21 protein-coding genes are annotated in these 25,022 nt (G+C 69.5%); 13 read left to right on the forward strand and 8 right to left on the reverse strand.

Annotation, left to right across the window (positions count from 1 at the left end; translation table 11 throughout):
- Positions 1 to 522 precede the first annotated feature (522 nt).
- Positions 523 to 2,760, reverse strand: coding sequence for a hypothetical protein (locus FKO37_RS10240; RefSeq protein ID WP_240014754.1), 2,238 nt, complete (start codon positions 2,758 to 2,760; stop codon positions 523 to 525).
- Between the two features lie 128 nt (positions 2,761 to 2,888).
- On the opposite strand from FKO37_RS10240, the gene ahcY reads away from it, so the two are divergent.
- From ahcY to FKO37_RS10255, 3 genes are all read left to right on the forward strand, one after another.
- Positions 2,889 to 4,361, forward strand: coding sequence for an adenosylhomocysteinase (ahcY, locus tag FKO37_RS10245; RefSeq protein WP_037816606.1), 1,473 nt, complete (start codon positions 2,889 to 2,891; stop codon positions 4,359 to 4,361).
- A 101-nt stretch (positions 4,362 to 4,462) separates the two neighbouring features.
- Entirely contained in the window at positions 4,463 to 4,750 is a 288-nt protein-coding gene (locus tag FKO37_RS10250) for a toxin-antitoxin system HicB family antitoxin (protein ID WP_037816605.1), read from the forward strand.
- Positions 4,744 to 5,190 (forward strand): type II toxin-antitoxin system VapC family toxin, encoded by a 447-nt coding sequence (locus FKO37_RS10255; protein ID WP_238604328.1) that lies wholly within the window; start codon positions 4,744 to 4,746, stop codon positions 5,188 to 5,190. Before FKO37_RS10250 ends, FKO37_RS10255 begins: the two co-directional genes overlap by 7 nt.
- On the opposite strand, the gene FKO37_RS10260 is transcribed toward FKO37_RS10255, so the two are convergent.
- Positions 5,187 to 5,729 carry a helix-turn-helix domain-containing protein gene (locus FKO37_RS10260; RefSeq protein WP_238604329.1) on the reverse strand — a complete coding sequence of 181 codons (543 nt, stop codon included), beginning with the start codon at positions 5,727 to 5,729 and terminating at the stop codon, positions 5,187 to 5,189. The genes FKO37_RS10255 and FKO37_RS10260 overlap by 4 nt on opposite strands.
- A gap of 47 nt (positions 5,730 to 5,776) precedes the next feature.
- Between FKO37_RS10260 and FKO37_RS10265 the strand changes: the two genes are divergently transcribed.
- Positions 5,777 to 6,241, forward strand: coding sequence for a YbaK/EbsC family protein (locus tag FKO37_RS10265; protein ID WP_134666981.1), 465 nt, complete (start codon positions 5,777 to 5,779; stop codon positions 6,239 to 6,241).
- A gap of 3 nt (positions 6,242 to 6,244) precedes the next feature.
- Here FKO37_RS10265 and FKO37_RS10270 read toward each other — a convergent pair whose 3' ends face one another.
- A complete protein-coding gene (locus FKO37_RS10270; protein WP_240014178.1) occupies positions 6,245 to 7,207 on the reverse strand; it encodes a hypothetical protein in 963 nt (320 codons plus the stop codon).
- 366 nt (positions 7,208 to 7,573) lie between these two features.
- On the opposite strand from FKO37_RS10270, the gene FKO37_RS10275 reads away from it, so the two are divergent.
- Both FKO37_RS10275 and FKO37_RS10280 read left to right on the forward strand, forming a co-directional pair.
- On the forward strand, positions 7,574 to 7,822 hold the full coding sequence (locus FKO37_RS10275; RefSeq protein ID WP_205670142.1) for a hypothetical protein: 249 nt from the start codon (positions 7,574 to 7,576) through the stop codon (positions 7,820 to 7,822).
- A gap of 26 nt (positions 7,823 to 7,848) precedes the next feature.
- Entirely contained in the window at positions 7,849 to 8,490 is a 642-nt protein-coding gene (locus FKO37_RS10280) for a dTMP kinase (protein WP_037816588.1), read from the forward strand.
- Here FKO37_RS10280 and FKO37_RS10285 read toward each other — a convergent pair.
- Positions 8,487 to 9,059, reverse strand: a complete 573-nt coding sequence (locus FKO37_RS10285; RefSeq protein ID WP_238604330.1) for a TetR/AcrR family transcriptional regulator — start codon at positions 9,057 to 9,059, stop codon at positions 8,487 to 8,489. The genes FKO37_RS10280 and FKO37_RS10285 overlap by 4 nt on opposite strands.
- Positions 9,060 to 9,143: 84 nt before the next feature.
- On the opposite strand from FKO37_RS10285, the gene FKO37_RS10290 reads away from it, so the two are divergent.
- Entirely contained in the window at positions 9,144 to 10,046 is a 903-nt protein-coding gene (locus FKO37_RS10290) for an SDR family oxidoreductase (RefSeq protein WP_238604331.1), read from the forward strand.
- Here the strand turns inward: FKO37_RS10290 and solA are convergent.
- From solA to FKO37_RS10305, 3 genes are all read right to left on the reverse strand, one after another.
- Entirely contained in the window at positions 10,036 to 11,160 is a 1,125-nt protein-coding gene (solA, locus tag FKO37_RS10295; protein ID WP_238604332.1) for an N-methyl-L-tryptophan oxidase, read from the reverse strand. The genes FKO37_RS10290 and solA overlap by 11 nt on opposite strands.
- Positions 11,157 to 13,394, reverse strand: coding sequence for an FAD-dependent oxidoreductase (locus tag FKO37_RS10300; RefSeq protein ID WP_238604333.1), 2,238 nt, complete (start codon positions 13,392 to 13,394; stop codon positions 11,157 to 11,159). The genes solA and FKO37_RS10300 overlap by 4 nt, the downstream gene beginning before the upstream one ends.
- A 183-nt stretch (positions 13,395 to 13,577) precedes the next feature.
- Positions 13,578 to 14,363 (reverse strand): IclR family transcriptional regulator, encoded by a 786-nt coding sequence (locus FKO37_RS10305; protein WP_037816581.1) that lies wholly within the window; start codon positions 14,361 to 14,363, stop codon positions 13,578 to 13,580.
- A 173-nt stretch (positions 14,364 to 14,536) separates the two neighbouring features.
- On the opposite strand from FKO37_RS10305, the gene mtrA reads away from it, so the two are divergent.
- The 6 genes from mtrA (at position 14,537) to secA (ending at position 24,133) form a co-directional block, all read left to right on the forward strand.
- Positions 14,537 to 15,214 (forward strand): MtrAB system response regulator MtrA, encoded by a 678-nt coding sequence (mtrA, locus tag FKO37_RS10310; protein WP_037355684.1) that lies wholly within the window; start codon positions 14,537 to 14,539, stop codon positions 15,212 to 15,214.
- 7 nt (positions 15,215 to 15,221) lie between these two features.
- Complete coding sequence (gene mtrB / locus FKO37_RS10315; protein WP_037816580.1) at positions 15,222 to 16,952, forward strand: MtrAB system histidine kinase MtrB; 1,731 nt, start codon at positions 15,222 to 15,224, stop codon at positions 16,950 to 16,952.
- Positions 16,949 to 18,706, forward strand: coding sequence for an LpqB family beta-propeller domain-containing protein (locus tag FKO37_RS10320; protein ID WP_238604334.1), 1,758 nt, complete (start codon positions 16,949 to 16,951; stop codon positions 18,704 to 18,706). Before mtrB ends, FKO37_RS10320 begins: the two co-directional genes overlap by 4 nt.
- 191 nt (positions 18,707 to 18,897) lie before the next feature.
- Positions 18,898 to 19,413, forward strand: coding sequence for a ComF family protein (locus tag FKO37_RS10325; RefSeq protein WP_238604335.1), 516 nt, complete (start codon positions 18,898 to 18,900; stop codon positions 19,411 to 19,413).
- Between the two features lie 851 nt (positions 19,414 to 20,264).
- Positions 20,265 to 20,948 (forward strand): ribosome hibernation-promoting factor, HPF/YfiA family, encoded by a 684-nt coding sequence (gene hpf, locus FKO37_RS10330; protein ID WP_037816576.1) that lies wholly within the window; start codon positions 20,265 to 20,267, stop codon positions 20,946 to 20,948.
- 263 nt (positions 20,949 to 21,211) lie between these two features.
- Positions 21,212 to 24,133, forward strand: a complete 2,922-nt coding sequence (gene secA / locus FKO37_RS10335; RefSeq protein ID WP_238604336.1) for a preprotein translocase subunit SecA — start codon at positions 21,212 to 21,214, stop codon at positions 24,131 to 24,133.
- A gap of 143 nt (positions 24,134 to 24,276) precedes the next feature.
- On the opposite strand, the gene FKO37_RS10340 is transcribed toward secA, so the two are convergent.
- Positions 24,277 to 24,756 carry an Rv3235 family protein gene (locus tag FKO37_RS10340; RefSeq protein ID WP_200864330.1) on the reverse strand — a complete coding sequence of 160 codons (480 nt, stop codon included), beginning with the start codon at positions 24,754 to 24,756 and terminating at the stop codon, positions 24,277 to 24,279.
- Between the last annotated feature and the right edge of the window lie 266 nt (positions 24,757 to 25,022).

Below are 25,022 nucleotides of genomic sequence, written 5' to 3' on the forward strand. Positions count from 1 at the left end.
GGCGGGAAAGATGCCTTGACAAACACCCGCCGCCCGCATTTTTGGCTTCGTATCGGGGTGCGGGAGTGGTGTGGGTGCCTCGATGGGTGGGTGCATCGGTTGCGGGTTGGGGCTGGGTGCCTCGATGGCGGGTGCATCGGCGGCGGTTTGGGGCTGGGTGCGTCGATGGCGGGTGCATCGGCGGGCGGTTTCGTTCGTGGCGGGGCTAGCGCCCCAATGTGGCATTGGGTGCATCTGACGCACCCAATGTGGCGTTCGGTGCGTGGGACGCAACCAATGTGGCATTGGGGTCAGCACCCCGGCGGCCGCGGCTGGCGGGGGTGGGCCGTGAAGGGCTCATTGAGGGAATCCAGGTCCGTGAAGGGGTCCCTCACGGAACTCGCTTGGGTCGTGAGCGGGTCGTGAGGGGAACCCTCAGGGAATCAGGTTCCCTCAGGGTGGCCCTCACGTACGCGAAAAGGTCGTGAGGGGAACCCTGGGGGAATCAGCGGCTGTGAGGGTGGCCTCAGGACAACGGGGGGATTAGCGGGGGCGGGGCAGGTCGCCGAAGAGGGAGCCTTGTTCGCCTAGTGTGCGGGCGCGGCCGTTGGGGCGGCCTAGGCCTGCGGCCATCGCTACGGCGTTGTCCCACTCTGGGTCGGCCAGGTACTCGGTGTGTTTCAGGACTCCGGGGGCCCATCGGCTGCGGCCGTCGGGGGCTCGCAGGGGGTCGGGGACCCAATGGTCGCCGCCGAGGATGAGGACTCCTGCGTCGTCTGGGGTGGTTTCCAGGGCGCCCCATTTGCCGTCCGGGAGGTAGCCCTCGCCCAGCAGGTGGCCGTTGCTTGTTTGGTGGCGCCAGGTCGTTACGCCGCCGCCGAAGATGTCGGTGCCTCGGCACAGTGCGCGCCAGCGGCCGTCCAGTGACGAGAACAAGTCGGCCAGCGAATCTTGCGGCAGGACGGCGGGGAAGGCGCGCTGGTAGCCCCACTGCAAGGGGGAGCCTGCGGTGAGGAGGCCGACTCGGTCGCGTTCGTTCGGGGAGAGTTCGGCGCTGAGTTGAGCTGCCGTGAGCACGGTGAGGATGCTGCCCAGGTTCAGGCCGGACAGGACGACTCGCGTGCCTGGCTCGGTGAGGTGTTCCTTGACTCGTGCCGCCAGTTCGGGGACGACCTTCAGCGCGTAGCAAGGGGGTACGCCGGGGTGGGCGGCGCGCGGCCAGAACGAGACCAGGTCCGCCAGGGCGCCCAGGTGGCGGCTTCGCTGGGGGGAGCGAGCGGCGGAGTAGACCACTCGCAGCAGGCCGGCGGCCAGCGCGCCTAGAGCGAATACGCCGATCGCCGACACGGTGGTGAACCAGCCTGGCTGCAGGTTGAAACCGAACCGCACGACCAGCAGTGCGATCGCGCCGACGCAGAGGCCCAGCGCGACGATCACGGCCAGGTGGTGCAGGTGGCGGCGTTCCCAGGCCGAGCGGGCCCAGGCTCGGGCGGCGTCTTGTTCTTGTTGTTCGTCGTGTTCCATCAGTTCGACGATGGGCGGGATGCCGCGTCGGCGGCGGCGCAGCGGGACGGCGATGGCGTACCCGGCGATGGCGAGCAGAGCCATCAGGCCTAGACCGCCGCCCCACAGGACGGTGACCAGGTCGTACGTCGTCGGCAGGGCCAGTTTCTCCGCGCGGAGAAGTTTTCGGATGGCGATCGCCAGTCCGGCACCGAAACCGCCGCCGAGGAGGCCGGCGAGTGCGAGTACCGGGGCTGCTGCCCAGCCGCCGAGCCACGGGCGGAGCCGGCGTGGGCGGTCGCGCCAGGCGGAGCGGGCCAGCAGTGCCGACGGGATCAGCGCGAGTGCGAACAGCAGGGTGACAACGAGCAGGGCGCCGCCGAGTCCTTCGACGGTGTTGTCGACGCCGGGCAACCGGTTGTCGACGGGGGCGGCCAGCACGGTCGCGAAGATGACCAGCAGCGTCGCGAAGGTGATCAAGCTTCGGCGCGCGATGGTGCCGGTGTCGCTGCCGATCGCGCCTCCGAGCAGAACCGCGAGGACCAGCGCGAGGGTGCAGATCCACGCGATCAACTGCGGGATTTTCGTGGGCACGTGGAACGGTCCGCCCAGCAGAAGCAAGGAGATGCAGGCTAGTGCGGCGACCGCGTGTGTCGCGGACATTCCGGGCGCTTCCGGATCGGCGCGCAACCGCATCGGGACGCCCTGGCGGACGGGAGGACCGGGCGGGCGGACTCGCCAGTTCGTCGACGAGATCCGGTGCAGGGCGTAGACCAGTGCGAGGAGCACGGCGACCCCGACGCCGATCCGCAGCGGTCCCTTGCGCAGTTCGGGGGTCACCCAGGTGAGGCAGGCGCGTCCGGGCGCGAGGCATTGCGTCGCGACGAGGTCCAGCACCGCCGCCGCGACCTGGCTGACCAGCAGCATGGTGAGCAGCACCGCGGCGATGCGCAGCAGCCCGCGGCACAGGCCGCCGAGCCAGCGGCCGCGGTGGACCGGCGGCAGCATCCAGAACGCGACGTTCGCCAGCGAGAACGGGAACAGCAGCGCCCAGGCGGCCTTCGCGACGCCGCCGGACGTCATGCCGCTCCACAGGTAGCCTTCGACGGTGCGCGGGATCGACCGGCCGAGCGCGGGCACCACCGGACCGGGAGCCGGGCGCCGCAGCCGGTCGGCCGGGCGCACCACGCGGCCGAGTTCGTCGCCGGCGACGTCGACGGTCTGGACCGTGTCGAGGAGCGTCTCGCCGCTCGTGCCCACGAGTCCGGACACCCTCATTTCGACGATGCGGGTGTCAGGGCCGGGGAGCGGGGCGGGCACGGTGGTTCTCTCCTCATCCGTTCGAGTCAGGGTCGAGCCGACAACGGTACTGTTCAGGTGCCATCAAACCTTGGAGGAACCGCACTATGACCCCCGAAAGCGTTGTCAAGCGGCACGACACCCGGGGCGGCCTCGAATTCGCCGTCGCCGATCTCGAGGCCGCGGAGTTCGGCCGGAAGGAGATCCGGCTCGCCGAGCACGAGATGCCCGGCCTGATGGCGCTGCGTCGCGAATACGCTGAGGTCTACCCGCTGCGCGGGGCGCGAATCGCCGGGTCGCTGCACATGACCGTGCAGACCGCGGTGCTGATCGAGACGCTGGTGGCGCTCGGCGCGGAGGTGCGCTGGGCCTCGTGCAACATTTTCTCCACCCAGGACCACGCCGCGGCCGCGGTCGTCGTCGGACCGCACGGCACGCCCGAGGAGCCCAAGGGCGTCCCGGTGTTCGCGTGGAAGGGCGAAACGCTCGAGGAATACTGGTGGTGCACTGAGCGGATGCTCACGTGGGAGGGCGAAGGCCCGAACATGATCCTCGACGACGGCGGCGACGCCACCATGCTGGTCCACAAGGGCACCGAGTACGAGAAGGCAGGCGTGGTCCCGCCCGCCGACGACGAGGACCCCGAGGAGTGGAAGGTCTTCCTCGAGCTGCTGCGCGCGTCGGTCGCGGCGGACAAGGGCAAGTGGACCGCCATCGGGCAGAGCGTCAAGGGCGTCACCGAGGAGACCACCACCGGCGTGCTGCGGCTGTACCAGCTGGCGGCCGCGGGCGAACTGCTGTTCCCGGCGATCAACGTCAACGACTCGGTGACGAAGTCGAAGTTCGACAACCGCTACGGCATCCGCCACTCGCTGATCGACGGCATCAACCGCGGCACCGACGTCCTGATCGGCGGCAAGGTCGCGGTGGTCTGCGGTTACGGCGACGTCGGCAAGGGCGCGGCGGAATCGCTGCGCGGCCAGGGCGCCCGCGTGATCATCACCGAGATCGACCCGATCTGCGCACTGCAGGCGATGATGGACGGCTACGAGGTCAAGCGCCTGGAGACGGTGCTGGACGAGGGTGACATTTACGTCACCACCACGGGCAACAAGAACGTGGTGATGGTCGAGCACATGGCGCGGATGAAGCACCAGGCGATCGTCGGCAACATCGGCCACTTCGACAACGAACTCGACATGGCGGGCCTCGCCCGCTACCCGGGCGTGCGGCGCGTGAACATCAAGCCGCAGGTCGACGAGTGGGTGTTCCCGGACGGCAAGAGCATCCTGGTGCTGTCCGAGGGCCGGCTGCTGAACCTGGGCAACGCGACCGGGCACCCGAGCTTCGTGATGTCGAACAGCTTCGCGAACCAGGTCATCGCGCAGGTCGAACTCTTCACCAAGACCGAGGAGTACGACAAGGAGGTCTACCGCCTCCCGAAGAAGCTGGACGAAAAGGTCGCCCGGATTCACCTCGAAGCGCTCGGCGGTGAGCTGACGAAGCTGTCGAAGGAACAGGCGGAATACATCGACGTGGATGTCGAGGGTCCGTTCAAGTCTGAGCACTATCGTTACTGATTGCTGACGCTAAAGCCGCCCTGGAATGCGTTTCGGGGCGGCTTTTGTCTGCATCTGAAAACACGTGATAACTCTAATGGGTTATGTGTTATCATGGTGTGGTGAAGCAATTGATCACTCGCGTCGACGACGAGCTGCACGCTCGGCTGAAGGCCAGGGCCGAGGCTGAGGGGCGCAGCATGAACGACCTGGTCACCGAAGTGCTCAGCAACGCGCTCAACAGGGAAGAGACGCCGGAGGCGTGGAAAGCCCGGCTGCTCGCGGAGGGCAAGCTGATCGCTTTCGAGTCTGAGCGGGAGCCGGTTGGCCTCGACGAACTGGAGCGGCGTTCGGCTGGATGGGGTGCGTCGGTCAGCGAGGCGCTCGACTGGTCGCGGGGTGAATGGTGACTGTCTATTACGCCGATACGAGCGCGGTCGTACGGGTGTTCTTCGCTGATGAGCCCGAGCACGCCGAGTTGCGCGACCTGCTTGCGAGCGGCCGGAACCGGGTTCTCACCAGTGAGCTGACCCGGGTCGAGTTCGCGAGCGCGATGGCGGCGGCCAAGCGGTCCGGGCGCATCCCGGATGCGCGGGAGTTTCTCGATCAGTTCGACGCGATGAGTCGTTCTTCGACGTTGGGCGTGATTCCGTTCCGGCCTGCGCGTGTTTTTCCCGCCGCGCAGCGATTGGTCGTCGAGAACTATTCCCTTCGCACGCTTGATGCGCTTCATCTCGCGGTCGTGATGCGGGAAACCGCCGACCTCACTGGCGGTGAACCCGTCACTGTGGTTACTTGTGACGCGCGGCAGGCTGATGCGGCAAAGGCCAATGGCCTCCTCGTCCGCTAACGCGGATACCGCATCGTCAGCACCGCAGTAGCCGGTCCGCCGATTCCTCGATAAACATGGTCCGTCTCCGCGATAAACGTATGCGTCCCCGCCGCGGAAACCGTCACCGGCGCGTCAACCGGCCCCACTTCAGCCGTCCCGGTCAATACCGTCAAAACCTCCCGCACCCCAGGGCTGTGCGGATGCGACACCTGAACCCGCTCGTGGATCGTCAGCCGGTACACCTCGGTCACGCCGTCCGGATCCTCCCATCGGCCAAGCAGCGTCGCCGCGACGCTGTCGCCATGTGCCTCGGCCACCCCGTCGTCGCCGAAGAGCAAGTCGCTCAACGGGATCGACAGTGCGGTGGCGATGGCGAACAGCGTGTCCAGCGTCGGGTTTCGGCGGCCGTTCTCCAGCTCCGACAGCGTTCCCTTGCCAAGGCCGCTGTCGGCGGCGAGCGTGGTCAGGCCGACGCCCGCGCGGGTGCGGAGCGTTCGGATGCGGGTACCGACCGCCGCGGCGAGGGCGCGGCCGTCCGGGGCGGGTGACGTCGACATTGGGCCTAGTCTAGTGTTCTGTTTACAGAACAGCTGGAGGTGTGCAGATGTCGGCAGTGCAAAACGTGCAGGACGCGCTCGACGAGGCGGGCGTCGAAGGCCGGGCGCGGACTCTCCCGCAGTCCACGCGGACGGCGGCCGAGGCGGCGGACGCGCTGGGCTGTCCGGTCGGCGCGATCGCGAACAGCCTGGTCTTCATGGCCGACGACGCCCCGCTGCTGGTCCTGACCAGTGGCGCGCACCGCGTGGACACCGAGGCGCTCGCCGCGCGGCTCGAGCGCGGCCGGATCCGCCGGGCCAAGCCGGACGAGGTGCGCGCGGCTACCGGGCAGGTGATCGGCGGGGTGTCACCGGTCGGGCATCCGGCTCCGTTGGAGACCGTGGTCGACGAGGCGTTGCGGCAGTACACCGAGGTGTGGGCAGCGGCCGGTACGCCGAACGCTGTCTTCCCGACGACGTTCGACGAACTGGTGCGGATCACTAAGGGCACGCCGCAGCGCGTGGACGGATAAGGCTCAGTTCCATTCCACCGCGATGCCGGCCAGCCCTGGCCCGGTGTCGCGGAAATACCCGCTCGTCACGCCGCCGGTGTCGCACGGCAATTCCTCCGCCTCGACCGGTAGCGCGTCGTCGCGGGCGCGGACCTCCCGGGTGATCCGGGCGGGCATCGCGGTGGGCGCGAACTGCAGTTGCAGCAGATAGCTCGCGCATTGGTCGCGCAGCATCCGGTAGTACCCGGGGAACGTCACGGCGGAATTGTCGTGGATTTCGAAGCAGAAAACGTGGATCTCGCCCTCGGCGAGCTTCCGGTCGAAAAGCAGCTCCGTCGCCATCGTCTCGCGCGCCGGATGCCTGCGGATCCGCCCGACGCGGCAGCCTTCCGCGGTGATCAGCTCGACGTCGTCGATCCGGCAGCCGGGGTCGCCGTTGTAGACCGCCACGTACCGGTCCGGTCCGTGCCGCCGCGCGCGGGTGACCAGCCGGGTCCGGAATTTCACCTGATGTTTCTGTTCGTCGATGGTGATCTGGTCGTGCACCGACAGCATCTCCAGGTCGGAGTTCGACTGCCGGGACGCTGGCGCCGCGCCGAGGTCGCTCATCAGCTGCTCGACGATCGCGCCCATCTCGCCCGAGCGCAGGTCGTGGAACGACGCCGCGGCCTGGTGCCCGCGCGGGCGCGCCGTGCGCGGGCCGATCAGCACCACGAGCGAGTCCGCGGGCAACTGCAGCACCGACTCCAGCGCGCGGACCGCGGGCAGCGCCTTCGGCACCTCGGGCTGGCGCAGCCCGCGCTGCCAGTAGCTCAGCGTCGACTGTCCGATGTGGACGCCGCGGAGCGCGAGATGCGCCCGCAGCCGGGCGAGCGACAGGCCGCGATGCGCGATCGCGAGCCGCAGCGCCTGGTGGAATTCACCGGATCGCAGTGCTTCGCCGAGCTCGGGCGGCAGTTCACCCGCGCCGCGCCGGCCAGGTTCCATGATCAGTGGGCCATCCCCGTCTCGTGCCACCGCTGTCCCTTCAACGCCGCCCGTGCGCTGGGCGTGAATGCCGCGGAACGTTCACGTTAGCAGCGCGCGGTAACGGGTCCGGCCCCCGTTTGGTGTGCTTGGCCACGGAAGGGTAACCGTTCCGTGTTCCACCGCGGACCCGGAACACCCTCGTCGCCGGACAGGCATCTTGCTCGGAGTGATCGACCGGTTCACCGTTGTGACCACCACTGGCCACGTCTAGGCGGGAGGTGCGTCATGGGTCTGGGGAAACCGAATCACGTGGGGAGCACTGCCGGGCGGGTCCGGCGGTCCTCGACCACTTGCCGAAGGCACGTCGGACGCTTGCTGCTCCTCGTGGCGTTCACGGGCCTGGCGTTGCCGGTGTCGGCTCCGGGCGCGGGCGCGGCGCAGCCCGCTGACACCGGCAACGCCCACCTTACGGCCGCACCGCGCAGCGAGGTGGTGCAGCGGGACGGCGGCCAGAGCACGCCGGCGCAGCCGCACGGCGACGACTGGATCCCGCTGCTCTGCCTCGCCGGGCTGCTGGTCGCGGTGCCGGTCGGCTACCTCGGCTACGCCCGCGCCCGCCGAGAGACGGCCTGAGCACGCCACCAAGTATCTTCGACGGCGTGGGGCGACTGGTCGTGATCGAAGGTCTGGACGGCGCGGGAAAGCGGACGCTGTCCGAGGGGCTGACTGCTGCGCTGCAAGAGGCGGGCGCGAGCGTCGGCAGTCTCGCCTTCCCGCGTTACGGCCGCAGCGTGCACGCCGATCTGGTGCGGGAAGCGCTGCACCGCGGGCACGGCGACCTCGCCGACTCGGTGTACGGAATGGCGTTGCTCTACGCCCTCGACCGCAGCGGTGCGGCCGACGAGATCCGCGCGCTGCTCGCGGCCAACGACGTGGTCCTGCTGGATCGTTACGTCGCCTCGAACGCCGCGTACGCCGCCGCGCGCCTGCGCGAGCACGCGGATGGCGCTGTGGTGCAGTGGGTTTGGGACCTCGAGGTCACGCGGTTCGGGCTGCCCCGGCCGGACGCGCACCTGCTGCTGCGGGTGAGCCCGGAGGTCGCCGCCGAGCGGGCAGTCCGCCGGGCGGAGTCGGACGCGGCGCGTGCGCGGGACGCGTTCGAGTCGGACGATTCGCTGCAGCAGCGTTGCGCCGCGGTGTACGACGAACTGGCCGCGGCTTCGTGGCTCGCGCCGTGGCATGTGCTGGACGGCGTGGCGGGCGTTGATCTGCCGATGCTGGCGAAGTCTCTGCTCGCTTAACCGAGCGCCGCGGTCGCTTTGCGCAATTCGCTGAGCACTTCGTCGGCCAGCGCCCCGAACTCCCGCCGGTTCCCTGCCTCGACCCAGCGGTGGAAAGCCGTCCCGAATGCCAGGCAGCCCAGTTCCGCGGCGACGCGTGCGGTCGGCTCGCTGATTCCGCGTGCCGCGAGTGCGTCGTGCATGGCCTGGACCATCTTGGTGCGCTTGAGCAATTCGCGTTCGAGCAGCTCGCTGTTCGCCGCCACGACCGGCTGCCTCGCCCGGGCCTGAGTCAGCCGCTCGCCGGTGAAAACCGCCGCCGCGGCATCCAATGCCCCGCCGACCGCTTCGAACGGCGTCGCGCCCGCTGGCGTCCCGGCAATGCCCTCGGAGAACAGCCGGGTCAGCTCCTCCTGCCCGCCGAACAGCACCTCGCGCTTGTCGGCGAAATGGCGGAAGAAGGTCCGTTTCGTGAGCCCGGCGCGTTCGGCGATTTCGGCGACCGTGGTCTGGTCGTATCCGCGTTCGGTGAACAAGTCGAGCGCGGCCCGCTCCAGGCGTTGGCGTGCGTTCGGTTCCCAGCGGCCCATGCCGTCCAGTCTAGGTGATGACACCGGATGACATCAGGCGTACGGTGATGGCACTAGGTGTCATCAACTGTGGAAGGACAGCCCATGCGGGTTTTCGTCACCGGGGCCAGCGGCCACGTCGGCTCGGCCCTCGTTCCCGAACTGCTCTCCGCCGGACACGAGGTGGTCGGGCTCGCCCGGTCGGACGCCTCCGCCGCGGCGCTCGCCGAACGCGGTGCGCAGGTGCGGCGCGGCGACCTCGACGATCTGGACGGCCTGCGCGAAGCGGTGGCCGAGGCGGACGGCGTCGTGCACTTGGCGTTCAAGCACGACTTGATGGCCAGCGGCGAGTTCGGCGCGGCGGTCGAGGCGGATCTGTCCGCGCTGAAAGCGCTCGGCGAGGCTCTCGCCGGCACCGGCAAGCCACTGGTATCGACCTCCGGAACCCTGATGTTCGCCGGGCTCGGCCGCGCTGGCACCGAGGACGACCGGCTCCCCGGCGGCCCGCGCGTGGACGCGGAGAACTACGTGCTCGGGCTCGCTGACCGCGGTGTCCGGTCGTCAGTCGTGCGGCTGCCGCCGTCGGTGCACAGTTCGCTCGACAAGCACGGCTTCGTCCCGACCATGATCCGCTTCGCTCGCGCGGCCGGGGTTTCGCCGTACGTCGGCGAGGGCGCCAATCGCTGGTCCGCCGGGCACACCCTCGACGCGGCCCGGCTGTACCGGCTGGCCCTGGAGAAGGCTCCTGCCGGCACGATGCTGCACGCCGTCGGCGACGAAGCCATCTCGCTCCGGCAGATCGCCGAGACGATCGGTGCGCGGCTCGGGGTTCCGGTGAAGTCCATCGCGCCGGAGGAAGCCGCGGCGCACTTCTCGTTCCTGGCGCCGATGGTGCAGTCGGATGCGCCGACGTCCGCCGCGCGCACCCGTGAACTCCTCGACTGGAAGCCGGAACACCCTGGCCTGCTTGAAGATCTCGCCGAAGAGCACTACTTCGCTACGGCGTGAACCTCGCCGGATCGAACAGCGCGATCGGGTGCCGCGTCTCGCCGTCCACCACCAGGTCGGCGAGGATTTCCCCGACCACCGGCACGAATTTGAAGCCGTGCCCGGAAAACCCGGACGCCACGACCACACGCGGATGCCGCGGGTGCGGGGCGATCACGAAGTGCTCGTCCGGGGTGTTCGTGTAGAGGCAGGTCGCCGCGCGGCGGAAGGTCGCCGGGAGCGTCGGGATCCGGGAGCCGACGACGTCCGCGACCGCGCGCACCTCGTCGTCGTGGATCCGCCGGTCGATCGTGTCGGCGGTGCACGGCGTGCCGCCAAGGTGCACGGCGACTTTGACGCCTTGCGTGGTGTGCGCGGGAAAACCGTAGAACTGGCCGCCTTCAGCGGTTTCCCAAAGATAGACGGGATGATCGGTGAACGGCCGCACGTCGGCCGGTTCGAACCAGTACTGGACCTGGCGGCGCACCTCGAAATCGACGCCTAGGTCCGCGAGCAGCACGGGTGCCCAAGCGCCGGGGCACAGCACGAGCTGCTCGGCGGTGTAGTAGCTCGAAGCGGTGCCGACGCGCACCCCGGTTTCCGTGGTGGTCCACGTGAATACCTGCTCCTCGTGGTGCAATTCGGCACCGTGGCGCGCGGCGAGTTGCAGGTGTGCGGCGACGCTTCCTTCGGGCGATACGAAACCGGCACCCGGTTCCCACAGCGCCACCTCGTCGTCGGCCGGGGTGATGGTGGGGAACCGGTGCCGGATCTCGGCCGCGTCCAGGATTTCGTGCGGGATGTCGAACTTCTCCGCGGAAAGCGTGCTGCCCGCGATCGTGCGCGACTCTGGCGGTCCGCCCATCACCGCGCCGCAGCGGGTGAACAGCGACCGTCCGGAGTCGCGTTCGAGTTCGTCCCACATCTCGTGCGCGCGCAGCAGCAGCGGTACGTAATCCGGACCTTCGAGGTACGCCTGCCGCGTGATCCGCGAGCCGCCGTGGCTCGAACCGAGGTTGTGCACTGGCGCGAACTGGTCGATCCCGAGCACCTTCTGGCCCCGCTGCGCCAGTCGGTAGGCGGCAGCGCTGCCCATTCCGCCGAGGCCGATCACGATCACGTCGTAGTGCGTCATTCACTGCTCCTCAACGGTTCCGCGGCCACCTTCGCCGCGAGCCGTTTCCCGAAGTACTCGATTTCCACCGGCGTCCGCGGCCTGGCGTCCTCGACGGGAAGCCAGGCGTAGGCGAGGTTTTTGTCGACGGTGTAGCCGTACGCGCCGCTCGTGACGTATCCCGCCGGACGGCCGTCGACGTACACCGGCTCCCGGCCTTGCATCACCGAGCGCGGGTCGTCGACGGTCAAACACGCCAGTTTCCGCCGCACCGTCGAGGGAGAACGGTGGAGAAGCCTGTCCCGGCCGAGGAAGTAGCCCTTGTCCATCCGCACCGCGAACCCGAGCCCCGCCTCGTACGGATCGTGCTCGGTGGTCACGTCGACGCCGCAGTTCCGGTGGCCCTCCTCCATCCGGAGGCTGCGCAGCGCGTCCTCTCCGGCCGCGACGATCCCGTACGGCTGCCCGGCCGACCAGACCGCGTCCCACAGCGCGCGCCCGAGATCCGCGCCGGTGTGCAGCTCCCAGCCGGGTTCGCCCACGTCAGACCCGCGCAGCACGGTCACCGGCACGTCGCCGACGTACGTCTTCCACGCGCGCGAGTCCGATGTGGACAGTTCGGGCAGCACCTGTTCGGCGAGCGGTCCCCACAAGCCGAGGCAACAGGTACCGCCGGTGGTTTCGCGCAGCTGGACCGAGCCGTCGCCGGGCAGATGACGGCGCAGCCAGGCGACGTCCCGATGATGGTGCGCGGCGACGTGAAAACGCTCCGCGCCAAGCCGGGCGACCGTCAGATCGCTGCGGATCCCGCCGTCTTCGCCGAGCAGCAACGTGCTGGTGACCGAACCGGGCGGCCGGTCGAGCTGGTTCGTGGTCATCGTCTGCAGGAACGGCAGCGCGCCGCGGCCGGTGATCTCCAGCCGCCGCCGCGGGGTCAGGTCGAACAACGCCACCCGGCTCCGGGCCGCGACTGCTTCCGCGCTGCTGCCGGACGAGTACCGCTGCGGCCGCGCCCAGCCGTCCACCTCGCGGAACTCCGCGCCCAGCGCGACTTCGCGCTCGTAACAGGGCGTGGTCCGCACCAGTTCCGTCGCCGGTCGCTGATGACCCGCCGCCCTCAGGCTCCGCTCCCGCACCCGGCCGGGCGCGAGCTGCAGCCGATCGAACCGGGCGAGGTCGACGGAGTGCAGGTCAAGGTGCGCTTGCCCCTCGATCAGCCAGCGCGTCAGCTCCCGCGCGACCCCGGCGGTCCACGCGCAGTCCACCGCTTCGGCGACCCAGAACCCGTCGAGCTCCGGATGTTCGCCCAGCAGCGGCAACCCGTCCGGGGTACCCGGGACCAGCTGCCGGACGCCCTCCTCGACCTTCGTGTCGGCGAGCGCGGGCACTAGTCCGAGCGCGGCCGTCCACGATTCCTCAAAGCCCGCCGGAGCGAACTCTGCGTCGGCTTCGACCGGACCGAGCGCGCTGATGCCCAGCCGGTCGACGTGCTCGCGCAGCGACAGCCCAGCTCCGCGCAGGATCGGTTTGTCCGCCTCGGTGAAGTGGTCGTTGTCCCCGGCGAGCTGCGCCAACGGCGTGGTGCGCGCGTGCTCGACGGCGATCGGCACCACCGGCACGGCGAGGTCGACCAGCCGGCCGAACTGCGGTGCGCGTACTCCGGCGCAGGAGATGACCACGTCGGCGCGGAACCGATCGGTCGCGGTCGCCACGGCGGTCACCCGGCCCGCCGTGCGCACGATCTCGACAATCTCTTGCCCAGTAAGGAATTTCGCGCCCCGCTCCTTCGCGCGGCGGGCCTGGGCGAGCGCCGCGCGGATCGGTTTGACCAGCCCGTCGCCGGGAATGTGCAGGCCGCCGAACACTTTCGCGGAGTCGAGCAGCGGGTGCAGTTGCGCGCATTCGCCCGGTTCGCGCAGGTAGCCGCGCACGCCGGACGACGTCGCCCAGCCAAGCCGTTGCCGCAACCGGGAAAGCTGCTCGGGCGTGGTCGCGAGCTCCAGGCTCCCGACCGGCTGGAAACACCAGCCGCCGTCGACGGTCAGCCCGCTGTACTTCTCCGCGGTGTACTTGGCGAACTCGGACGCCGTGCGGTCGGCGTGCGTGCGGAAGAGCAGCCCCGGTCCGGCCGAGGCGAGCGCCGGTTCCGGTTCGAGGACGGTGACGTCGGTCCAGCCGCGTCCGGTCAGCTCGTCGGCGACCGCGCAGCCGAGGAGCCCGGCGCCGAGCACAACCACCCGCGGTCGCACTGCCATCGCGAGGTACCTCCTGCCTGCCGGCCGTCGCGGACGGCCCGGCTCGGGACGAGACAGGCATGCCGGAACGCCCCCGCCGGGGAACGGACGCGTTGCGGATGGAGATCGATGTTCCGTCTGCTGCAACTCACAAATTGCGGGATCGCGGGCGTGCTGTCAAGAGAGCCGCCGCGGCCGCCGGGGTCACGCGGAAAAGTAGCCGAGCTGAGCGGAAAGCTCCCGTGCCGCTTCCGCCATCGGCGCGACGATCTGCCGGATCCGCTGTTTGGACAGCCGGTAGGACGGACCGGACGCGCTCATCGCCGCGACGACCTCGCCGCCGGGGCCGCGCACCGGCACCGCGACCGCGTGCATGCCCAGTTCCAGCTCCTCGAACGAGGCCGCGTAGCCGTCCTCCGCGACGCGGTCCAGTTCGGCCGCCAGCTCGTCCCGGTCGACCGTGGTCCGCGGTGTGTACTGCTCTAATTCGTGCGCGAGCATCCGCTTGCGCTCGGCGTCGTCCATCGCGGCGAGCAGGACCTTGCCGCTGGACGTGGCGTGCAGCGGCGTGCGCTGCCCGGTCCAGTTCTGCGTGGTGATCGCCGCCGACCCGCGCGCCTGGCTGATGTTGATCGCGACGCCGTCGTCGGCGATCGCGATGTTGACCGTCTCGCCTAGTTCCTCGGCGAGCGACTGGCAGGTCTGCCTGCCGAGCTTCGCCAGGTCCATCCGGCCGGTCGCGGCGCCCGCCAGCCGGACGACGCCGAACCCGATCGCGTACTTGCCGCGTTCGCCCAGCTGCTCGACCAGCCCGTGCGCCTCCAGCACGCTCAGCAGCCGGGACGCGGTGGACTTGTGCACGCCCAGCTCGCCCGCGATCTCGGTGATGCCGGTTTCGCCGTTGCGGGCCAGCAGCTCCAGGACCGTGATCGCCCGGTCGACGGACTGCACCGCGCTTCCCGTTGCGTTTCCCGAGTCCTGGTTCCGCATAGCGCAACAGTAACCGTTCGGCTGCGATCTGTTCGGCTGAGCGGGCGAATCCGGCCGCGGCCGGGCGCCCGAGGCGTCCGGATGGCCCAACCGGGTCGGTGATCTTGATCTTTCCGGTGGTCAAACGCGCGGGTCGTGCGCACGGGTGCGGGAGGTAGTGCGAACATGTGGTCATGAAGGCACGTGTCTTGGTGGTCGACGACGACCCGGCGCTGGCGGAGATGCTCACCATCGTCCTGCGCGGCGAAGGGTTCGACACCGCGGTGGTCGCGGACGGTTCGCGCGCGCTTCCCGCGCTGCGGGAGCTGAAACCGGACCTGGTCCTGCTCGACCTCATGCTGCCCGGCATGAACGGCATCGACGTGTGCAAAGCGATCCGCGCCGAGTCCGGCGTGCCGATCGTCATGCTCACCGCGAAGAGCGACACCGTGGACATCGTGCTCGGGCTCGAATCCGGCGCCGACGACTACGTGGTCAAGCCGTTCAAGCCGAAGGAACTCGTCGCCCGCGTGCGCGCCCGGATGCGCCGCACCGAGGCCGAGCCCGCCGAATCGCTCACCATCGGCGATCTCGCGATCGACGTTCCCGGACACGAGGTCACCCGCGACGGCAAGGCGATCCCGCTGACGCCGCTCGAGTTCGACCTGCTCGTGGCGCTGGCCCGCAAGCCGCGCCAGGTGTTCACCCGCGAGGTGCTGCTCGAACAGGTGTGGGGCTACCGGCACGCGGCCGACACCCGGCTGGTGAACGTGCACGTCCAGCGCCTTCGCTCGAAGGTGGAGAAGGATCCGGAGCACCCTGAGGTGGTGCTGACGGTGCGCGGGGTCGGGTACAAGGCCGGCCCGCCGTGATTGTGCGATGACCGGTTTCGCGGGGCGGCTTCGCGCCGCCGCCCGCGCCACGGCTCGGCTTTCGGCCCGGGTCGTGGTTTTCGCACGCCGCCGCGCGGTGGCGTTCAACGAGCTGTGGAAGCACTCGCTGCAGTTCCGCGTCACGATCTCGACGCTGGCGCTGTCCTCGGCGGTGGTGTTCGTGCTGGGCATGGTCCTGCAGAACCAGATCACCGAACGGCTGCTGGACACCAAACGCCGTGCCGCGATCGAGCAGACCCAGGCGCTGGCCGACACCGCCACGCGCGAACTGGTCGGGATCGGCGGCGAGTCCCCGGAGGCGCTGCACACGCGCCTGCAGAACGCGCTCAAGAAGATCTCGACCACGTCCTCGTCGCGCGCGGGTTCCACCGCGGGCACCTTCGAGCCGGTGCTGGCCAGCGTCGGCCGCGGCCAGTCGGACGCCGACCCGGTGTACGTCGGGCCGTTCCCCGCGGTGCCGGAGCGGCTGCGCCAGTTCGTCGAGGCCGACCATCTCGCCCGGCTTGAGCACACCGTCGACGAGAACGGCGTCCGGACCACTTACCTGATCGTCGGCACTCCGCTGTCGACCGCGGCCAGTCCGCTGCAGCTGTACTTGCTGTTCCCGCTCACCAGCGAGCAGACCACCGTGTCGACAGTGCAGAACACGTTGTTCGTCGCCGGGATCGTGCTGCTGCTGTTGCTCGCCGGCATCACGAACCTGGTGGTCCGGCAGGTGGTGCGGCCGGTCCGGCAAGCCGTCGCGGCGGCCGAGCAGTTCGCCGGCGGCGACCTCGACCAGCGGCTCGCCGTCGTGGGCGAGGACGACCTCGCCAAACTCGCGGTGTCCTACAACAGCATGGCGGCCAGCATCCAGAACCAGATCCGCCAGCTCGAGGAATTCGGCGGCCTGCAGCGCCGGTTCACCTCCGACGTGTCGCACGAGCTGCGCACCCCGCTGACCACCGTGCGGATGGCCGCCGACGTGCTGCACGCCTCCCGCGAGCAGTTCCCGCCCGGCCTCGCCCGCTCGACCGAACTGCTGGTCGACGAGCTCGACCGGTTCGAGGCGCTGCTCGGCGACCTGCTGGAGATCAGCAGGCTCGACGCGGGCGTCGAGGAGCTGTCGGCGGAGTACATCGACGTGCGGCCGATCGCGACGCGCGCGGTCGAGCAGGTGCGGGTGCTCGCCGGAACCGCGGGCAGCGCGGTCGAACTGGTGCTGCCGGACGAGGACACCTCCGCCGAGGTGGACGCGCGCCGCATCGAACGGATCCTGCGCAATCTGCTCGCCAACGCCGTCGACCACAGCGAGGGCAAACCCGTGGTGCTCACGGTCGCGGTGAACGAGACCGCGGTCGCGATCACCGTCCGGGACTACGGCGTCGGCCTGCGGGCGGGGGAGGCCGACCTGGTGTTCAACCGGTTCTGGCGCGCCGACCCGTCGCGCAACCGGCGCACCGGCGGCACCGGGCTCGGCCTCGCGATCAGCCAGGAGGACGCGCGGCTGCACGGCGGCGTCCTCGACGCGTGGGGCGAGCCGGGACACGGCGCGTGCTTCCGGCTCGTGGTGCCGCGCAGGCAAGGCGTGCCGATCGCGGACAGCCCGCTGGTGCTGCCGCCGCCGGACGCCGTTTCGGAGATCACGCTGTCGCCGTCGTCGGTCGCCGAACTGCATCCCGCGCCGGAGGCGATCCTCGCCGATCCGGCGCCGGACCGGGAGGAGGTCGGTCAGTGAGGCGAGTGCTCGTCCTTCTCGCCTGCGCACTGGTGCTCGTGAGCTGCGCGAACGTTCCGCAGGAATCGCTGCCGGTCGTGGTGTCGGTCGAAAAGGCGCCCCAGCAGGCCAACAACGCGCCGGAACCGCCGGCCAACGCCGAACCGCTCGACATCGTGCGGCTGTTCATCAAGGCCAACGCCGATCCGCGGTCGGGCAACGCGGCCTCGCGGGCGTTCCTCGACGACAAACAGCGCGGCGCGTGGCGGCCGAACCGCTCGTTCACGATCATCGACAAGACCTTCAGCACGGTCTACGACCCGACGGCCAGCACCGGCACCACCACGACGCCCACGCCGTCGTCGACGGCGCCGGACCCGAACGTCCGCACGGTCACCGTGCGCGGTTCGGTGCTCGGCACGCTGAGCGCGGATTCCGCGTTCATCCCCGGCAGCGGTCCGGCCGAACAGACCTTCCAGGTGCGCAAGCAGGCCGACGGGCAATGGCGGATCTCCAGCCCGCCCCCGCCGGTGCTGCTGGTGACCGACGACGAGTTCGACGGCAACTACAACCCGGTCGTGGTGAGCTTCTACTCGCCCGACTCCGGATCCTTCGCGCCGGACCTGCGCTACGTCCCGGCGAAACCGCAGTCGGGCATGCCGGGCCGGGTGATGGACCTGATCCTCCAGGGCCCGTCCGCCGGGCTCACCGGCGCGGTGAAAAACCTGTTCGGCGACGGGGTGTCGCTCGAAAACAACGTGAAGAACAACGACGACGGCTCGCTGACCGTGCAGTTGAGCGGGCTCACCGGCGTCGGCGCGGACACGCGGTCGCTGATCGCCGCGCAGATCGTGCTGTCGATGCAGACGGTCACGTCCACGCGGATCCGGCTGCTCGCCGACGGCGCGCCGCTCGTGGCGGGCCACGAGTATTGGCGCAGCACCGATTTGCCGTCATACAACGCTTCCTCGTCGCCGAACGGGCTGATGACGGTCGGCGGCCGGGTCCGGTCGCTCAGCGACGGCGCGCCGATCCCGGGCGCGGTGGGCAACGGCGCGTACCCGGTGGTGAGCGCGGCCGAGTCGATCGACGGCAAACGCCTCGCGGTGGTCGAGCAGGACGGCGACCGCGTGCGGCTGCGCATCGGCGATCTCGGCCGCGACCTGCCGACGGTCGACCTCGGCGGCGGTTCGCTGAGCCGCCCGACCTGGCGTCCGGCACAGGCCGGGGCCGGGCCGTCGAACGAGGTGTGGACGGTCGTCGACCATTCGATCATCGCGCGGATGGTCCTCGACCCGAACGGCCACTGGCTGCGCCAGAGCGTCAACGCGAACGACCTGCTGGCGCTGGGGTCGATCGGTGTCCTGCGGCTTTCCCGGGACGGCACCCGCGTGGCCGCGACGGTGAACGGCCAATTGGTCGTGGCGTCGGTGGTGCGCAGCGGCGACACGGTCACCTTGCGCGAGCCGCGGGTGCTGCAGCCCGGCGTGCTCACCGACGTGCTGGACGTGGACTGGGGCTCGACGCCGGACACCCTGGTGGCCGCGACGTCCTCGCCCTCGCAGCCGGTCCAGCGACTGTCGATCGACGGACGGCGGATGGACGCTTACAACAGTTCCAACCTGACCGCGCCGGTGCGGGCGGTCGCGTCCGCCCCGAGCCAGCCGATCGTGGTCGCGGACGCCGGGGGCCTGTGGACGGCGACCGAGCTCGGCGAGGTGTGGCGGCCGCAGGCGCACTCGATGCAGAACGCGGATCCGTTCTATCCGGGGTGATTTCCGGGCTCCGGTGCTCGCGCGGCCGAAAACTGTCGGTGGTCGGGTGCACACTCGGAGTCATGTTGCTGAGACTGCTTTTGAACCTGCTCCTGCCGACCTACTGCGCAGGCTGTGAAACCCGCGGCGCGCCCGTGTGCGCCGGATGCTCCACGACGTGGGGGTCCCCCACTGCGGTATTCCGCGCGCCTTTGGCAGCGCTGGTCCCGGCTTACGCCTTGGCTCGCTACACGGGTGCCGCCAGGCGGATCTTGATCGCCTGCAAGGAACGCCGCCGTCGGGACGTTGCCCCGTTTTTGGGCCGGGTACTGGCGGCTGGGCTGACGGCGTTGCCTTCCGGCGGTCCTCGCGCCAGTCCGTGGTGCCTGGTTCCAGCGCCGAGCCGCCGGATCGCTTCGCGGGTGCGCGGCGGTCCGCACGTCCAGCGAATCGCTACGGAAGCCGCTCGGCTGACGGGAGCGTATGTCGCGCCTGCCCTGGTGCTGAAGGGCGGGCGCGACGCGGTCGGGCTGAGCAGGGCGGAACGGACGGCCAATCTGGAGGGACGGCTGCGATTCGCCGCGGCAGGGCGTCCACCGCCGGGCACGCGGGTCGTGGTGGTGGACGACGTGATCACCACAGGCGTCACGTCCGCCGCATGCGTCACGGCGTTGAAAAACGCGGGCGTGCCGGTGGTGGCGGTGCTGGCCCTGCTGGCGACAGTCTGAAAGGGAGCTTGTCCCACGTTGAAAGGCGGTCTGCCCCACTTCCGGAACCCGGATGTGCCTTGGCCGTGGGCGAATCCGGCACCCGGATGCGCCTTGGCCGTGCGCGGATCGGGAACCCGAGCACCCCTGGCCGCCCGCGAATCCGCCGCGCGCCCTAGTTCGGCGAGCTCGGAAACCGAAATCCGGTGACGCGGAAACCGATCCTCCACTCCGTGTCCGGCCAAAACGGAACGATTCCAAAAACCGTCCGCCCGAAAACGTCCGTCCGCTTTCTCGCCGGGGAGGCAACTCGCGTTCGCATGCCCACTACCGCCAGGTGTCACCTACACGAGTGATGTCAAGAGGGAACCTCCTGTCCTCGTCGCCCGTTGTCGGGGCATGAGGGTCGAGGCCGGAATCACCCCCGCGACGGGGCAGTCCACCGAGGTGGCGGCTGTGCTGCAGGGGCCGGTCACCCTCGGCGTCCGAGGTGCCGCTCTGTTGAGCCGTCCGCGTGAAACTTGGGCACGCGCGCTCGGCCTTCCGAGCGGCGGTTCCGGGCTGCGCACGCATGATTCACTGCGCCCCGTGACGAGTTCCCGGATCGTGACATCCCCCGGCTCGGGGGCTGTTGCGGACGGCGTGATGAAGCTAACGTGCTCCGCTATCAGCAATACCCGCAGGCAGGGAGGTGTGCAGCCCATGTCCCTGGCGCCGGCGGCCCGCTGAGTCCGCGTTCGCGCTACCGCCACGAGACGTCGTGATCCGGTCGCGAATTCTTTATCAGCCCGCCGAACCCGTGCAGTAGCCGTTCAGTACCGGTGCCGTGAGAACACAACAGCTCGCAGTTTCCTCAGCGAGGGAGGTCGTGTATGGACATCGTCGTTAAGGGCCGCAACGTGGAGGTGCCCGAGCATTACCGGGCGCTTGTCAGCGAAAAGCTGGCCCGCCTTGAGCGCTACGACAAGAAGGTCATCCGCTACGACGTGGAGCTCTTCCACGAGCCCAACCGCAGGCAGGCCAAGAGCTGCCAGCGCGTCGAGATCACCGGGAAAGGCCGCGGTCCGGCTGTTCGCGCAGAAGCGAGCGCAGCCGACTTCTACGCAGCGCTCGACTCCGCCGTCACCAAGCTGGAAAACCGGCTCCGGCGGACACACGACCGCAGGCGCGTGCATTACGGACGCAGCCGTCCGGAGTCGGTCGCCGAGGCGACCTCGATGGTCGGCGGATCCGATGCCGTCGCCGGGCCCGCCATGGGCACGGCCGTCCTGGACGCACCCGACGCGACCGAACCCATGGTGAACGGTTTCGCGGCGACGAGTGCGGGCGACATTCCCCGGCAGGGGCGCTGGGAAGACGAGGACCTGGGCCATCAGCCCGGCCGCGTCGTCCGCGAGAAGCAACACGACGCGGATCCCATGACGGTGGACCAGGCTCTCTACGAGATGGAGCTGGTCGGCCACGACTTCTACCTGTTCAACGACTCCGAGGCCGGCCGGCCGAGTGTCGTCTACCGGCGAAAGGGCTTCGACTACGGCGTGATCCGGCTGGGCTGACCCAGCCAGGGGCAAACCGCACCGGCGGCCCGCACGCGAACGCGTGCGGGCCGTCCGCGTGCCCGGAGCGCGACCCGCGGCACGACCTTCGTCGGGACCTGTGCAAACCTTCCGTGACCTTCTGCGACGACGTGCGTGCGCGGACCAGGCCGCGTTCCCTACGATGGGGGAGACGGCGGCGGCGCACACGGGCGCCAGCCGTGGCGATTTACTGCCCGGGAACGGCCTGGGCGCGATCATGATCAGCTAGTGAGGTCGACCGGATGGTGCTGAACCGCCTGCTCCGCGCGGGCGAGGGCAAGATGGTGAAGCGGCTGCGCAACATCGCCGATCACATCAACACCCTCGAAGACGACGTGAAGGACCTGTCGGACGCCGAACTGCGGGCCAAGACCGACGAGTTCCGCGAGCGGTACGGCAAGGGCGAATCCCTGGACGAACTGCTGCCGGAGGCCTTCGCCGTCGCGCGGGAAGCCGCGCACCGGGTGCTCGGCCAGCGGCCGTACGACGTCCAGCTCATGGGCGGGGCCGCGCTGCACCTCGGCCAGGTCGCCGAGATGAAGACCGGCGAGGGCAAGACGCTGACCTGTGTCCTCGCGGCCTACCTGAACGCCATCCCCGGGGACGGCGTGCACGTCGTCACCACCAACGACTACCTCGCCAAGCGCGACGCCGAGTGGATGGGCCGCATCCACCGCTTCCTCGGTCTCGAGGTCGGCGTCATCGTCGCCGAGCAGGACCCGCAGGAACGGCGCAAGCACTACAACGCCGACGTCACCTACGGCACGAACAACGAGTTCGGCTTCGACTACCTGCGCGACAACATGACCTGGTCGCTCGACGAATGCGTGCAGCGCGGGCACAACTTCGCGATCGTCGACGAGGTCGACTCGATCCTCATCGACGAGGCGCGCACCCCGCTGATCATTTCCGGCCCGGCGGACCAGTCGTCGCGGTGGTACGTCGAGTTCGCCCGGCTCGCGCCGCTGATGCAGGGCATCGACACCACCACGATGGGCACGCGCGAGCGGGTCGAGAAGGCCAACCTGATCAACTCGAAGTACCACTACGAGACCGACGTCCGGAAGCGCACCGTCGCGGTCACCGAGAAGGGCGTCCGGTTCGTCGAGGACCAGCTCGGCATCGAGAACCTGTACGAGGCGGCGAACACCCCGCTGGTCGGCTACTTGAACAACGCGTTGAAGGTCAAGGAGCTCTACCACAAGGACAAGGACTACATCGTCCGCGACGGCGAGGTCATGATCGTCGACGAGTTCACCGGGCGCATCCTGGTGGGCCGCCGTTACAACGAGGGCATGCACCAGGCGATCGAGGCCAAGGAAGGCGTCGAGATCAAGGCGGAGAACCAGACGCTCGCCACGATCACGCTGCAGAACTACTTCCGGCTCTACAAGAAGCTGTCCGGCATGACCGGTACCGCCGAGACCGAGGCGGCCGAGTTTCACCAGACCTACAAGCTCGGCGTGGTGCCGATCCCGACGAACCGGCCGATGGTCCGCGCGGACCGCGCCGACCTGATCTACAAGAACGAGCAGGCCAAGTTCGAGGCCGTCGCCGAGGACATCGCCGAACGGCACGAAAAGGGCCAGCCGGTGCTGGTCGGCACCACGAGCGTGGAGAAGTCCGAGCACCTGTCGAAGCTGCTGCTCAAGCTGGGCGTGCCGCACGAGGTGCTGAACGCGAAGTACCACAACAAGGAAGCGCTGATCGTCGCGCGCGCCGGCCGGAAGGGCGCGGTCACCGTCGCCACGAACATGGCGGGCCGCGGTACCGACATCGTGCTCGGCGGCAACCCGGACATCATCGCCGACGAGGTGCTGCGCGAGCGCGGGCTCGACCCGGTCGAGAACTCCGAGGAGTACGAGGCCGCGTGGCCGAAGGTGCTCGAGGAGATCAAGGAAGAGGCGCGCGCCGAGGCCGACGAGGTCCGCGAGGCGGGCGGGCTCTATGTGCTCGGCACCGAACGCCACGAGTCCCGGCGCATCGACAACCAGCTGCGCGGTCGTTCCGGCCGGCAGGGTGACCCCGGCGAATCGCGGTTCTACCTGTCGCTGGGCGACGACCTGATGCGCCGGTTCAACGCGGTGCTGGTCGAGCGCATCATGACGACGATGCGGCTGCCGGACGACGTGCCGATCGAGCACAAGATGGTCTCCAAGGCGATCAAGAGCGCGCAGACCCAGGTCGAGCAGCTCAACATGGAGACCCGCAAGAACGTCCTCAAGTACGACGAGGTCATGAACGAGCAGCGCAAGGTGATCTACGCCGAGCGCCACCGCGTGCTCGAGGGCGAGGACCTGCGCGAGCAGATCGAGCACATGATCGTCGACGTGGTGAAGGCGTACGTCTCGGGCGCGACCTCCCAGGGCTACGCCGAGGACTGGGACCACGAGCAGCTGTGGACCGCGCTGAAGACGCTGTACCCGGTGAGCCTCGACTGGGACGACCTGATCGAGGACGGCGACCTCGACGCGGAATCGCTCAGCCAGGCGCTGGTCGACGACGCGCTCGACGCGTACGCCAAGCGCGAGGCCGAGATCGACGAACTGGTCGGCGAGGAAGGCTCGATGCGCCGCCTCGAGCGCCAGGTCATGCTCACCGTGCTGGACCGCAAGTGGCGCGAGCACCTCTACGAGATGGACTATCTCAAGGAGGGCATCGGCATGCGGGCGCTCGCGCAGCGCGACCCGCTGATCGAGTACCAGCGCGAGGGCTTCGACATGTTCCGCGCGATGCTCGACTCGCTGAAGGAGGAGGCCGTCGGCTTCCTGTTCAACCTTCAGGTCGAGCGCGCCGAGCCGGAAACCGTGCAGCAGCCGGAACCGTCGGCGCTCCCGGGCGGAGTCACGTCCGCGACCGCCGCGGCGGCGGGCGCCTTCGGCAACCAGGGCGAGGACGAGGGCAAGCACGCCCGCCCCGCCCCGCCGCAGCCCCCGGCCACCGACTCCGATTCGGTCCCGTCCGCCTTGCGCGGCAAGGGCCTCGGCGGCGGCGGTGTCCAATCCGGACTGACCATGTCCGGCCCCTCCGAGGGCGGCGGCGTCGAGTCCCATTCGGACAGCGCGAACGACTCGGACGCCGGAGCCGCGGGCGGCACCCGCCGCGAACGCCGGGCCGCCGAGCGGGCGCAGGCGAAGAAGGGCAAGAAGGGCCCGCGTCGCTGACGCGTGCCTAACTCCGTCCACTGTGGACGGTACTGGCTGAGAACGGCAGCACGAGAACCCTCGTGCTGCCGTTCTTTTTTGTCTCCACAGTGGACTCGCTCTAGGCTGTATGTCCTAATCTTCAGGACACGTGTCCCACTGGGTCAGGCCACTGAGGGCCGACCAGCCTGCGCGATCTCGGCGCGCGGTGCGAGCACGTGAAACCGCGTGCACACCCATCCCGTCCGCGTGCGCTCGAACCGGGCCGCCAACGCCAGCACCCGGGGTCCGGAGTGGATGATCGTGCTGGTCTCCAACGCGGTCTCGGCCGGACGGCAGACGCGCAACTCCCCGGCGACGTGATGGCGGATGCCCGGCATCAGCCCTTGACTGCTGAGCCGGGAAAACAACGCCTCGTCCACGAGCGGACGGATCTGCCCGGCCGCCCGCCGCCCGGCGAGGACTTCGAGGATGGCGTTGAGCCGCTGGCTCAGCCGCTGTCCGGTAGGCGGATCGGCAAGCCGCACCAGCCGATGCCCAGCAGGCGGCAGTTCGTGCGGCGACGGCCACCGACCGCGCCGATGCCTGCGCCGCCCCTTGACCTCCGGGACCGCAGCCAGCGGCCGGAGGCTGTGGTTCGTCATTGAGTTCCCTCCCCGAAACATGGACGTCCACCCGCGGATTAGTGCGTCGAGGGGTCGGGGGATGGGACGTTGAGCGCCTGATCCGGCGAAAAGGGCAGATTGGCGCAGACGGGATGAGCCTGATGCGCTAAGGGGGCGCACCGACCGGCACCGACCCGCGACCGGCCGAACGTCCGTGAGGGGAACCCTCACGGAATCTGATTCCCCCAGGGCTCCCCTCACGGACGTTCGCGGGAGCGAAACGCGGGCATGGTTCGAGGACTCGC

The sequence above is a fragment of the Amycolatopsis sp. Poz14 genome (assembly GCF_006704225.1).
GTDB lineage: Bacteria > Actinomycetota > Actinomycetes > Mycobacteriales > Pseudonocardiaceae > Amycolatopsis > Amycolatopsis nivea.